Here is a 13089-nt window from a genome sequence, read left to right on the forward strand (position 1 = left end):
ACTTCTAAAAAACAAAGTTGACTTTGAAGTCCTAAGTCATATTGTTAAACCGAAATTAAAAAGGCCATCCCAAAATTTATTTTGAGACGGCCTCTTTTTTGTTTTGGATAATCAGATTTTTTATCTGCAATTCCCAAAGAAGTTAAGCCCGCTCTTTTTATGAGCCGATGGTACTACACAACAATGTGGGAGAGTAGGTAGCTGCCATAATTTATTTAACCCTTTCAGCAATTCTGAAAGGGTTTTTTGTTTTGGATAATCAGATTTTTTATCTGCAATTCCCAAAGAAGTTAAGCCCGCTCTTTTTATGAGCCGATGGTACTACACAACAATGTGGGAGAGTAGGTAGCTGCCATAATTTATTTAACCCTTTCAGTAATTCTGAGAGGGTTTTTTGTTTATAGCCGGCTTCTTTTATTAAGATAGAACACTATGGATACCTTTCTCGGCATGCTTAACGCAACCACCCTTCACTTTTAAGAAATTGAGTCAAAGAAGAATCTCTTATGGATAAAGGAGCAATCCAGGTTCCTAATCTTTGGCGTTGCCACCAATTGTGTTTCGGATTACCCGGTTTAGCAAATGAATATTGATATAATGTCGCACGTATATAAGTTGGAGCTATTTGGGGAAAGGGATTTGAGGCAAACAGGCCAACAGCATTGGGGTCATTATTAAGAAGTTTCCAAATCAAATTATATACCCACGGATAATCCTCAGGTGATGACATTGCCGCAAACCACATTTGCCAATCTAGCCGTAGCTGGTATGGGGCAATCTGGGGAGGCATTTGATCAAGGCTTACGGGAAGACTTTTATAAGCATAAGGTTTCCAACCAAAAGTATCAAGTGGATTTGAGTGGTCCGTACCTTCAAAAATGATATTAAAGCGTTTTTCTCCAACACTTCCAAATGCACCGTAGGTATTTACCAATTCAAATGGATCGTATGAAGTGTTCATAATCTGCCTTGAAGAAAGTAAGTTAAAAGCAGGTTGAACACTTAAGAGGATAATCAAACAAGCTACAATCCAGGTGCCAATAGTTATCCCGCGGGAGGGTACAGCGCGAGATTGTGCTTCTTTTGCCTTCTGAACTAAGTTTTGAGGCAGAATTTTTTTCCAGAAATCATCATCAAGGCAAGCTATTGCAGGCACAATAGTTAGCCAGTTGAGGAAAGAGAGGTTGCCACTCAAAATAATGGTAAATTGAAATAGAATGATAATGACACCTGCAAAATGCCGAAGCATTCTGGGCCAAAAAACAAATATTGGCGCTACTAATTCCGCAAGCCAATTAAACAAAACGCCTGCTCTTAAAATAGATTTTGGCAAAAAATGAAACCAACTGCTTAAAGGCCCTGGCAAGGGTTGTGTCTCAAAATGGTAATATAAGGCTGTGCCATTTCGCCAAATTTCATCTCCACGAAATTTTATCAATCCTGAACCCATCATGATTCTAAATATGAGCCAGCGAAATAAGACGATAATGACAAACGGAGGTGCCCTTTTTGGAAAAGGCTTCATTTCGATGAGAGGACAAAGAAATATTGCGAGAAATCCCGTTTCTAAAAGTTGTATTTCCCAGCCATATCCATACCATTCCTGGCCTATGTGAACGAACGACATATAGAAAAACCAAAGAATGGTCATCAAAGGGGCATTTGCAAAACCGGCAATTAAAACTATAGATAGCAGAAATCCAAGCCATGCGATTACAAGAAGCGCTGTGTCGGAATGGATGAACCAAAAAAGTGAGGGCAGGCGTAAAAAGCCAGCTAAACCAGAGCCTAACCCCGTGCGTACACGGTCAAGATATATTTCAACAGGCAATAAACCGTGGGACCCAATTAGCGGTACAATTTGGTTTATGGCTACCAAAAAGGCAACTGCATACACGATTCCCAAAAGCCTGAGAATCAAAAACCTGGTAAGCCAATACGAGCGCGAACTATTTATTGAACCGAACGGTGGCCTGAAATGTGAAGGAGTTGTTCTTTTCATATTTTGGATTCACTCACAATATCAATACCGTTTTTTGCCACTACGTATCTCAATTTACTTAGGATGATTTTTCCGGTTTACGAAAAATTAGATTGATTTTTGCTTTATTCTCTCATAAATTTTAAGAAGTGAAATCGAATTATGATGCTGTGGTAGTTGGTTCGGGGCCAAACGGATTTGCGGCGGCAATTACTTTACAGCGTGCTGGTTTATCAGTCTTGTTAGTTGAAGAAAAAGAAGTGTTGGGCGGTGGGGTGCGTTCCGGCGAGCTAACGCTGCCTGGTTATATTCACGACGTATGCTCAACCGTTTATCCATTGGGCGAAGATTCGCCTGTTTTTAAATCTCTGAATTTGGAACAATTTGGCCTTGAATATCTCCAATCTCGTTATGCAGTCGCTCATCCTTTCGATGATGGATCTTCCGTGGCTGTTTCAACTTCAATTTATGAAACTGCAGTTCAACTGGGTAAAGATGCTAAAAATTATGAAAAAATTTTTTTACCACTGACGAGGCAATGGCCTTCCATCCGATCGGCTTTTCTGGGGCCGCTTTACTTAGGCGCTTTTTCAAAAAAAAATTTAAAGTTTGCTACTCAGGCCGTAAACTCAGGTAGATATTTTGCGCAACATAATTTCGAGACTTCAAGAGCGCAGGCCTTGTTTTTCGGAATGGCGGCACATTCGATGCTTCCTTTGAACAAACTTTCCACGGCTTCTATCGGCATCGTTTTAAATACAGTAGCTCATATCAACGGATGGCCTTTGCCAAAAGGCGGCGCTCAAAAAATCACAAATGCGCTGGCAGCAAGCTTTGAAAGCTACGGAGGAGATATACAAAAAGGGTTCAAAATTTCTTCATTGAAACAGTTACCCACAACTAAAGTGGTATTGCTGGATGTAACGCCAGCGCAATTGCTTATCATTGCAGGCGACCAATTTTCTGAATTATACAAATGGCAATTGCGTAACTATCAATATGGCGCCGGAGTGTTTAAGATTGATTGGGCGCTATCGCAGCCCGCGCCATTTACCGATGAAAAATGCAGAGAAGCTGCTACAATTCATATTGGCGGTAGTTTTCAGGAAATTTACGATAGTGAAAATACAATTTCTAAAAAACAAATTCCGGATAAACCATTTGTATTATTTGTTCAGCCGGGCGTAATTGATTCTTCGCGTGCACCGGCCGGGAAGCATACTGCCTGGGCGTATTGCCACGTCCCAAATGGTTCAACACAAGACATGACAGAGGCAATTGAAAACCAGGTAGAACGATTTGCTCCCGGATTTAAGGATTGCATTCTTGCAAGGCATGTGATGAACACGCACGAAATACAGGATTACAATTCAAATTATGTGGGTGGAGACATCAATGGAGGTGCCGCTACTATCAACCAGATTTTTACGCGGCCTGTAATAAGACTTTCGCCTTACAAGACTTCTGCGACAGGGATTTATATTTGTTCATCTGCAACTCCGCCGGGTGGCGGGGTACATGGGATTTGCGGATATTATGCTGCACGGGCTGCGTTAAAAGATGTGTTCAATATCGGCATTCCCAGGCTATAGCCACAAATTAAAAAACCGTTTATTTGTTGCTTTACTGCGAAGACATTTTGATTGAAGAATTTTTAGCCGCATTATCACATTTGATTTGTCTTAAACACCCTGATAAAATTTCCACCTAAAATTTTTTTAATGTCTTTTTTTGAATAACCGCGTTTGATAAGTTCTTTTGTAATCAGGGGATATTTGCTTACGTCAGTTAGTACATCCGGTGTTATTGAAATCCCGTCAAAATCGCCGCCTAAGCCTACATGGTCAACCCCGGCAAGTTTAATAATATAAGCAAGATGGTCGAACAATAAATGAAAGGGTGATTGCAATTCTTTAAATTCCTGCGGATATTTTTTTGCAATAATCTCATTTGCTTCGAAATCTTTTTTACCTGACGACATCAGCATTCTTTTCTCTTCCTTGTGTTTTTTAAAATATGCTATTTCTTTTGCTCCTACAGTACTATCGAGGAAGGCCGGATAAAAGTTCAAACAGATTACCCCACCATTTTTAGCTACCGCTTTTATCTGGTCATCTTTTAAATTCCGGAACACAGGACAAAGCGCGTAAGCATTACTGTGGGAAACCAGAACAGGCTTTGTGGAAATTTTTATAACATCCCAAAAAGTTTGCTCGCCGGTGTGACTTACATCCACCATCATCCCAAGCTCATTCATCCTTTTCACCACGGCTTTCCCGAAATCATTTAATCCCTTTTGCTGCGAAGTGGAATCAATTTTCTCCGACTTCTTTTGATGTCCCGATTCATATTCGGCGCTCGTAGCCCAGGCAGTATTATTGTTCCAGGTAAGCGTCATATAACGTGCACCGCGGTTGTAAAGGCTATCCAGCTTATTCAAATCATCTTCAATCATGTGGCCGCCTTCCACGCCAATCATGCAGGCAAGCTTATGTTTTTTTACAGCGTGTTGTATTTGTGCAATATTGGTAACCACGGACATTTTAGAAGGATTTCTATTTGTCCAGGCTTGCAAAGTGTCGATCTCACGATTGGCAAATGCGAAGGGATTTTGCTGACTGCCATCACACCAGATGGAAAAAACCTGAATATCCAAACCGCCTTTTCTCATTCGCTCAAGGTCGCTGTGTGTTTTGCCTTTTAGATTTTCATCAAACCGGTAACCTTTTTCAATACAGGTGCTGATGATATCATTATGCGTATCAGCAACTACAGCCTTCCTGTGTATTTTTTTATAATTCTGAGCCTGCACAGAATAAGAAGAAATCAAAAGAAAAATGAAACTCAAAATTCTCATTGCATTTTTTTTTGGCGGATACCCTGTTTTATTGAACGCAAAACTGCATCACAAGAAGTTTTGCTTCATGTGAACCTTTATTCATGAAATTAAAAACAGGATTATTTCTCCGTTTACTATGTAATTAGGATTTTAGAAAATTATTGTTTCACAAATTTGGCCACCGCTTGTTGACGGCCATTTTCGTAAGTAGCTTTTATGAAATAAGTTCCGCCTGCTAAGGATGAAATTTGCATTTCAAAATTATTTTCTCCTTTCACCACGGAGAAAGCCTGCCTGCGCACTATTTTACCGGTAAGATCAGCAATCGCAATATTGACGCGGTTATTGAGCGGAGATGATAAAAGAATATTTAATTTTTCTTTTGCCGGATTAGGATATAGAGCGCTTAAAGTTAATGAAGCAATTTTATTCCCTTTTACCAAAATGACTTTTGAAAAATTTGATTTTCCATCTTTATCAACCTGAACCAACCTATAGTATGCGTTTCCGGTGGTATATTTTGAATCGGTAAATTGATAACGTAATATAGAAGCACTATTGCCGCTTTCTTGTTTCGAATTTACGAAACCAATATCTGTAAAGTTTTTTCCATCGATAGAATATTGCACCTGGAAGCCTTTATTGTTCATTTCTGTGGCTGTTGACCATGATAGTACATTATTTCCATTGATATTTTCTCCTTTAAAATCAATAAGAGAAACCGGTAAAGGCTCGCCTGTGGCTGCGATAGAAAACTCACCCCTATCGCCTATTCCTGAACCAAAACTATAAACACGCGCCTTGTAATTAGTGCCCGCTACTACGTTTATTGTTATGGATTCATTCCCACCTTCCGCATTTTGATCGCTGCACGCCAATGAAGTTAACGACCCGCAGCTTCCTGTAAATAATTCCAAAACGCCATCAAAATAACTTCCACCGGAAAGAATGATAGTTACTGTTCCTGTTGAAGTAGCGGTAAATTGAAACCAAACATCATCGTCTGCGAAGCCTGTATAGCCTCCGCAGGCATCAGCCGGCTGGCTTTGAGTAGCGCCCAATGTGCTTGCTGTAACTGCAGTAGCAATATCTATTGCTCCATCGCAATTGTCATTGACAGGCGGAACAGGTTTTGGACCCGTAGTAAAAGAAGTAGTGGTTACACCACAATTCATAGCAGCGCCATTGGCATTCACCGGCACTACATACCAGTAATACTTAGTGTTGTATTGCGCATCTGTAATATTAAATGTATCTACCACGGCTGAACCTGTAATTTTGGTAGGTGGTAATTTTGCATTGAAATATACATTATAGTACGTTGCGCCGGCTACCGGGTTCCATTTCAATGTAATGTATGGCGCCGGGCTCACACCTGTGGCATTGTTTGCGGGAAGTAGATTTGAGCTGCAGGCTGGAGTTTGAGCATTTAAAGTTACGAAACAAATAAGCGATGCAAAGAGGGTAAATGTTTTTTTCATGAATTGAATTTTACCTAAAGTTATTTAATTCCAACATATTATAAATTCTTTTGGAAAGGTATGAATAAAGTTTCTAAAATTTAAACGGAAATTAGCTTGCTTAATTGCTTTGGTATTCATGCCTGTATTCGTCTTTTTTCCTGAATGCGTATGAGGTTTGAAGAATATATTCGTAGAATTGGGCGAGCGTGCTGTTGGCAACAAAATAGTAATCGGGGCGGTATCTGTTCTTGTAGGCGATGAGAGAATCACCTCTCAGCCCTGTGATTCTTGTGATGGTTTGGGATGAAAATCGATAATCAATGTATCTTTCCTGTTCCTCCTCCAGCAGCCTGTTTCTAAAAGCTTGCTGCTGTTTATTTTTCCTGAACTGAAAAGCTCCGATAAGGCCATCCAAATCAAGGCCTGCTGCACCGCCGGGGTCGTAGGTAGAGTTAATCCGGGGTTTGTCGTCTCCGAAAATCTTTCCATATTTTTCCCGGTTTTCTAGGGAATCCACTTTGTAATTATCTGTGAAAACCGTTACAGGGTCCAGCAGTTTATATTTTTGATCCACCTTGGCGTGCAATGAAATATCAAATGAATTGTAGTTTTTAATATCCTTTACAGGGAATTTCATTGTTGATTTTCCTCCGTAAGTAAAATAAATCGAATCGGCTGGCCCAACAATTAAATGATAGGTTCCTGCTGAATCCGTGACATCGGAAGCGCCGGATGTACTGTATACGCCGACGTATGGTACAGCATATAATTTTGAATTATCAAACACGTTTCCACTTACTTCAATTTGGGCTGATACATTCTGCGACAGCATCTGAACCAGAACAAGCATCCATGCAATATGTAATATCAATTTAAAATTCACGATAATCTACAATATTAAAAAAAGTCATGCTCTGAATGTTAGCCCGTAAAATTTTTAACTTAGGTTTTTACAACCCAAACACATACACAAATGGGTATATTTTTTTGCAAAAGAAAACTTTTAATGAAGATAAAACAATTAAGCGTTTGTGATTTTTGCAATCCTCGAAATCAGGTCTCGCCATTGTTTGCTCGCTTAAATCTATAGTTTGCCGCTTAAATAATTGTTGGTGGTTTGAATTCAAATTCCTTAATTTTAATTAGAAAAAAATTTCAAAAACTCTTAAAAACGTTCCAAATGAAAAAAATATTTTTAAAAGGAATTGGTTTGACATTAGTTGGATTATTCATGTCCAGCCTCATTTTTGCACAGCAGGATAAATCCAAAAGAGCCAGCCCTCCCGAAACTGCCACCGGAACTGTGGCCGGATCTACTATAACTATTAATTACAGCAGCCCTGCCGTAAAAGGACGAACCATTTGGGGCGACCTTGTGCCCTATGACAAGGTTTGGCGGTTAGGCGCTAATGAAGCCACTATATTTGAAACCAGCAAGGACATAATGGTAGGGGGGAAAAAGCTGCCCGCCGGAAAATATAGCTTATACGCTATTCCGGGTAAAGACAACTGGACTTTTATTTTTAATTCAAAAACAGGGCAATGGGGAATCAAGATGGATGGCAGCACTACAGACGATCCGGCAAATGATGTTTTGAAAGTTACCGCCAAACCGCAGAAATCTTCTTCATTTAACGAAAGGATGAAATTTGATGTGGATCAAAAAGGATTTTCAATGGAATGGGAAAATTTAAAAGTCTCTGTTCCTATTAAATAATTTAAATTCTGGGAATGTATACATAGAAGAACCGGCCCAAAAGACCGGTTTTTTTAATTAGAAAAAAACACCTAATTCGTGTAACCATAACCGTTATATCGTTTGTAAAATAAAATTTTATATTATTTCCTGCTTTACCGGCGGTTGTTTGATTATCCCCTTGTAGCCGCCTATGATAGGCAATATTTCACCCGTGATATAGCTTGAACATTGTGGCGACGCAAGAAATACATAGGCCGGTGCAATTTCTTCCGGTTGAGCCGGCCTTTCATCGGCGTAGTGCTTCCGGATTTTGCAATTTGTTTTTCTTCTTTGTCAGATGGATTGAGCAGCGTCCATACAGGCCCGGGTGCAACTGCATTTACACGAATTCCTTTGCTGATTAAATTGGCGCTTAACGAATGTGTAAACGCGTGGATTCCTCCTTTTGTCGTTGAATAATCCAATAAATATTTGTTTCCTGAAATGCTTGTAACGGAAAACATTCCACTATTACTCTTCACTTTTCGCATTATTCCTTACGAGAAAAGAAATACCTATTTTTGATGGATTGGTTAGCAAAAAAAATCGAATCAAATGTTTAAAATGGAACAAACCTGGCGCTGGTATGGCCCGGACGATCCGGTAAGCCTCCAGGATGTGAAACAAGCGGGCGCTACAGGCATCGTGACTGCATTGCACCATATTCCTCATGGTGAAATATGGACTATAGAAGAAATCAATAAACGAAAAGCAGAAGTGGAGAAAGAAGGCCTGAAGTGGTCGGTAGTTGAAAGTATTACCGTGCATGAAAGTATCAAAACGAGAACAGGCAATTACAAGGAGTACATTGAAAAATATAAGACTTCGGTGCGTAATGCAGCTGCCTGCAACATCCCGGTTATCACGTATAATTTTATGCCCGTTAATGATTGGACAAGAACTACATTAAGCTATAAAATGCCTGACGGTTCGCTGGCTCTTTATTTCAACTGGGTAGATTTGGCAGTTTTTGATATATATATATTGAAAAGAAAAAATGCAGAAACTTCCTATTCTGAAAATATTGCCACACAAGCAGAAGAAAGATATAAAAATTACTCAAAGCATCAACTTGAAGCTTTGGCAGATGTGGTAATGGCGGGCATTCCAGGGGAAAAAAAGGGTTCCACAAAAGAGATGCTTAAAAAGCTTGAACTGTACGCAGACATTGATGCCGATAGTCTCAGAGATAATTTATGTTATTTTCAAAAAGAAATAAGCGAAGCCGCAGAAGAAAGCGGAGTGAAGCTTGCCATTCACCCGGATGATCCGCCATTTCCAATCCTCGGTCTTCCACGCGTGGTTAGTAAAGCTTCAGACTTTTCGTATTTTTTAAATAAAGTAGATAATAGTGTAAACGGCGTTTGCTTCTGCACCGGCTCTCTTGGGGCTTCGGCTGATAATAATCTTCCACAAATGGTGAAAGACATTGGCGAAAAAATTCACTTTTTGCATTTACGAAATGTGGCAAAGGATGAAGAAGGAAATTTTTACGAAGCTGACCATCTTGGCGGCGACAATGACATGGTGGCGATTGTGAAAGAGATTTTGACGCTTCAACAAGAATACAATAAGTCGCTTCCTTTCCGCCCTGACCACGGCCACCAGATGCTCGATGATTTGAAAAAGAAAACGAATCCTGGCTACTCTGCCATCGGAAGATTAAGAGGCCTTGCCGAAATAAGAGGGCTCGAATTGGGATTGTTGGAAACGCTTAAAGCGTAAGGCCCGATGCCGTATGCTTAATGCCTAACGCCGAAAGCTTAATGCCCAACACATTGTTTTGCTTTCAGCTTTCTGCTTTCTGCCTTCCGCTTTTAGCCTAAATCCGGTCTTTTTTGTTGGGTAATTTCAACAGCTTTCTCATAACGCCATTCTTCAATTTTAGCGTGGTTGCCACTTAACAAAATATCAGGTACTTTCCATCCTCTGAATGTCTCAGGTCTTGTATAAACGGGCGGCGCCAGCAAATTATCCTGGAAGGAATCTGTAAGCGCTGAAGTTTCATCATTTAAGACACCCGGAATTAATCTGCCAATCGCGTCAGCCAGCACTGCTGCGCCTAATTCGCCGCCACTAAGCACATAGTCGCCGATGGAAATTTCTTTGGTGATAAAATGGTCGCGCACTCTTTGATCTATTCCTTTATAATGGCCACAAATTAATAACAGGTTATTTTTTAATGACAAGCTGTTGGCCATTTGTTGATTAAAAACTTCTCCATCAGGCGTTAAAAAAATTACCTCGTCATAAAGGGTTTTTTTTTGCAAAGATTCAATTGCATTTGCCAACGGCTCAATCATCAGCACCAGGCCTGCACCGCCGCCAAACTGGTAATCGTCTACCTGGCCATGTTTATAATTTGTATAATCCCTGAGGTTATGTACATTGATTTCAAGCAAGCCTTTTTCTTTTGCTCTTTTTAAAATCGAATAATCAAAAAAGCCGGTTATCAACTGGGGAACTACCGACAGGATATCAATTTTCATACATCAAATGTAGCAACTGATGTGCGATAAAAGAAAATGCGCAAATACAAAAGCAATCCTGATATTTTCTGATAAAATAATATAACTTACAATACCTAAAGAAACAATCCTTATACCGGATGGATCAATCAAACCCAAATAACGAATTAGTTGAAAAGTTTCCTTTACTGGCAAAAGGCGGTGAATCAGGCCAAAAAATTATCAATAAGAACTGGGCTGAAAGTTCACTTGGTGGTATTGAAAAATGGCCGCGCGAACTGAGTGTTTCTCTTTGCATTATGCTTTATTCATCAATACCGATGTTCCTGTTATGGGGAAAGAATTTTATCTTATTTTATAATGATGCCTACAGGAATTCAAAAGATTTTGATGAAAAAAAAATGGGCGCTATTGGTATCTGTGCCCGCGAAAGTAACATAGAACTATGGAAAATCCTGCATACTCAAATCGAAAAAATAGTTTTTAAAAATCCTCCGAAGGCAAAGGATCCAGAAAGAGAATCTGATCTTTTAATTAAGGACAATTTTTATAGCAAATTTACACTTACGCCTGTTCCGGCAACTAACGATGAGATTGAAGGAATTATGGGCATCTATAATTCTGGCGCCAGCACAAGCGAAAATAATTTGCGAAAAAAAAGTGAATCGCTGTTAGATGAAGAACGGTTAAAACTTGCCATTGAAGTATCTGGTATTGCCACCTGGGAATTGAATTTAATTAATGACGATATTACTTACAGCGAAAAGTTTAGCGAAATACTCGGGCATGATATTTCAAAAAAACTGACTCCATCTTTAATAAGAAAGCAGGTTTATCCCTCTGATGAATATCTCATCCATGAAGCATTCAAAAATGCATTGACGACGGGCAGATACGATTACGAAGTCAGGGTGATAAGGCCTGATAATTCCATAATTTATATCAGGGTGATGTCAAAGCTTTTCCAGGATGAAAGCGGCAAACCTATAAAATTGATTGGAACTACCAGGGATATTACCAGTGAACGCCAGGATCACAAAGCATTGGAAAGAAGCGAAAGAAGATTAAGGCGATTGATTTTAAATGCGCCTATCGCTATTGCTATCTTGACCGGGCCGGATTACATAGTCGAAATCATAAACGAAAGGGCGTTGAAGCTGATGGGTAAAACAAAAGAACAAATGCTGAATAAGCCTGTTCTTGATTCTATTACAGAGTTAGACCCGGCGGCAACAAAAAATTTATTAGATAGCGTTTATTATTCCGGCAAGCCTTTTTCCGCTTATGAATTCCCTGTCAGGCTGAACCGTTTTGGCCAGATTGAAAAAGTGTTTATAAATTTTGAATATCATCCTTTGTATAATAGCCAGGGCAAAATTTATGGTATAATGGTGGTGGGTATTGATGTGACGGACCAGGTGGTGGCAAGGCATAAAATAGAAGAAAGCGAGGCCAGGTTTAAATTACTGGCCGATAGCATGCCGCAATTTGTTTGGAGTGCTGATAAAAACGGAATAATTAATTATTTTAACCAGGCTGTTTATGATTATTCAGGCCTTACTCAAAAAGATGTTCAGGAAGGCGGATGGCTAAAAATTGTGCATCCTGACGAAATAAGCGTAACCATAAAGCATTGGAAAAGAGCCGTGGCTACCGGAAAAGATTTTTCCATGGAGCACCGGTTTAGAAGATATGATGGACAATACAGGTGGCAACTGAGCCGTGCTATTCCTCTTTCCGACGAAAGTGGCCATATTCAGCAATGGATAGGCACCAGCACAGATATCCAGAATATGAAATTGCAGGAACAACACAAAGATTTTTTTATCAGTATGGCCAGCCATGAATTGAAAACGCCTATCACTTCCATGAAAGGATATATCCAGATACTGCAAAGCATGTATCAGGATAACCAGGATGAATTTTTGAAGACTTCTCTTGACCGAATCCATACCCAGATTGAAAAGCTGATTGCGATTATCGCCGATCTTTTGGATGTATCAAAAATAAGAACCGGTTCGCTCACTTTTAATAAACAGGATTTTGATTTGAACCTTCTTTTGAAAGAAGTTATAGAAGAATTAACCGTAGTCTATCCAAATTTTAAAATTAATTTTTCACCTGCTTCAGAAATCAGGGTGTATGCAGACAGGGACAGGGTAGGCCAGGTATTTGTAAACCTCATCTCCAACGCAATCAAATACTCTCCTAAAAGCAGGGACATTTATATTTCTTCAAAAATGAATGCCAGGAGTGTTATGATATCCGTAAAAGATGAAGGCATAGGCATTGACAAAAATTTTCAGCGAAAGATTTTTGAGCGATTTTACAGGGTGGAAGGCAAGAGCGAAAAGACCTTTCCGGGTTTCGGTATCGGCCTGTTTATTGCTTCAGAAATTATTCGCCGTCACAAGGGAAGTATTGGTGTAGAAAGCGAGCCTGGCAAAGGATCGCGGTTTTATTTTTCATTGCCATTAGCAAAGAAATAAATAATGCTGTTTTTTATTTTATTGTAAAAAATCATCCAGCCTTCGTTTTTCTTTTTTGGTAGGTCTTCCTTGTTTGCTTTGCCTTTTGCCTGTATTAAAAACAAATGCGCT

General features: G+C 39.6%; 11 protein-coding genes. 4 read left to right on the forward strand and 7 right to left on the reverse strand.

Annotation, left to right across the window (positions count from 1 at the left end):
• Window positions 1-454: 454 nt before the first annotated feature.
• On the reverse strand, window positions 455-2002 hold the full coding sequence (locus EFY79_RS06005; RefSeq protein ID WP_123119791.1) for a lipase maturation factor family protein: 1548 nt from the start codon (window positions 2000-2002) through the stop codon (window positions 455-457).
• 128 nt (window positions 2003-2130) lie between these two features.
• On the opposite strand from EFY79_RS06005, the gene EFY79_RS06010 reads away from it, so the two are divergent.
• On the forward strand, window positions 2131-3573 hold the full coding sequence (locus EFY79_RS06010) for a phytoene desaturase family protein (protein ID WP_123119792.1): 1443 nt from the start codon (window positions 2131-2133) through the stop codon (window positions 3571-3573).
• Window positions 3574-3647: 74 nt separating this feature from the next.
• On the opposite strand, the gene EFY79_RS06015 is transcribed toward EFY79_RS06010, so the two are convergent.
• The 3 genes from EFY79_RS06015 to EFY79_RS06025 form a co-directional block, all read right to left on the reverse strand.
• Window positions 3648-4838, reverse strand: a complete 1191-nt coding sequence (locus EFY79_RS06015; protein WP_123119793.1) for a dipeptidase — start codon at window positions 4836-4838, stop codon at window positions 3648-3650.
• A 140-nt stretch (window positions 4839-4978) separates the two neighbouring features.
• Window positions 4979-6301, reverse strand: coding sequence for a T9SS type A sorting domain-containing protein (locus tag EFY79_RS06020; RefSeq protein ID WP_123119794.1), 1323 nt, complete (start codon window positions 6299-6301; stop codon window positions 4979-4981).
• A gap of 100 nt (window positions 6302-6401) precedes the next feature.
• On the reverse strand, window positions 6402-7166 hold the full coding sequence (locus EFY79_RS06025) for a peptidase associated/transthyretin-like domain-containing protein (protein WP_148041863.1): 765 nt from the start codon (window positions 7164-7166) through the stop codon (window positions 6402-6404).
• A 297-nt stretch (window positions 7167-7463) separates the two neighbouring features.
• Here EFY79_RS06025 and EFY79_RS06030 point away from each other — a divergent pair, with 297 nt between their 5' ends.
• A complete protein-coding gene (locus tag EFY79_RS06030) occupies window positions 7464-8000 on the forward strand; it encodes a DUF2911 domain-containing protein (protein WP_123119799.1) in 537 nt (178 codons plus the stop codon).
• A gap of 117 nt (window positions 8001-8117) precedes the next feature.
• Here the strand turns inward: EFY79_RS06030 and EFY79_RS22005 are convergent, their stop codons facing one another.
• Together EFY79_RS22005 and EFY79_RS06035 are read right to left on the reverse strand one after the other, a co-directional pair.
• Window positions 8118-8198 (reverse strand): hypothetical protein, encoded by an 81-nt coding sequence (locus tag EFY79_RS22005; protein ID WP_394338866.1) that lies wholly within the window; start codon window positions 8196-8198, stop codon window positions 8118-8120.
• Window positions 8171-8503, reverse strand: coding sequence for an SDR family oxidoreductase (locus tag EFY79_RS06035; RefSeq protein ID WP_199727461.1), 333 nt, complete (start codon window positions 8501-8503; stop codon window positions 8171-8173). Before EFY79_RS06035 ends, EFY79_RS22005 begins: the two co-directional genes overlap by 28 nt.
• Window positions 8504-8585: 82 nt before the next feature.
• On the opposite strand from EFY79_RS06035, the gene uxuA reads away from it, so the two are divergent.
• Window positions 8586-9746, forward strand: a complete 1161-nt coding sequence (gene uxuA / locus EFY79_RS06040) for a mannonate dehydratase (RefSeq protein WP_233577934.1) — start codon at window positions 8586-8588, stop codon at window positions 9744-9746.
• Window positions 9747-9838: 92 nt separating this feature from the next.
• Here uxuA and trmD read toward each other — a convergent pair whose 3' ends face one another.
• Window positions 9839-10510 (reverse strand): tRNA (guanosine(37)-N1)-methyltransferase TrmD, encoded by a 672-nt coding sequence (trmD, locus tag EFY79_RS06045; protein WP_123119797.1) that lies wholly within the window; start codon window positions 10508-10510, stop codon window positions 9839-9841.
• Window positions 10511-10629: 119 nt separating this feature from the next.
• On the opposite strand from trmD, the gene EFY79_RS06050 reads away from it, so the two are divergent.
• On the forward strand, window positions 10630-12978 hold the full coding sequence (locus EFY79_RS06050; RefSeq protein ID WP_123119798.1) for a PAS domain-containing sensor histidine kinase: 2349 nt from the start codon (window positions 10630-10632) through the stop codon (window positions 12976-12978).
• Window positions 12979-13089: the final 111 nt, after the last annotated feature.

The sequence above is a fragment of the Hanamia caeni genome (assembly GCF_003721595.1).
Lineage (GTDB): Bacteria > Bacteroidota > Bacteroidia > Chitinophagales > Chitinophagaceae > Ginsengibacter > Ginsengibacter caeni.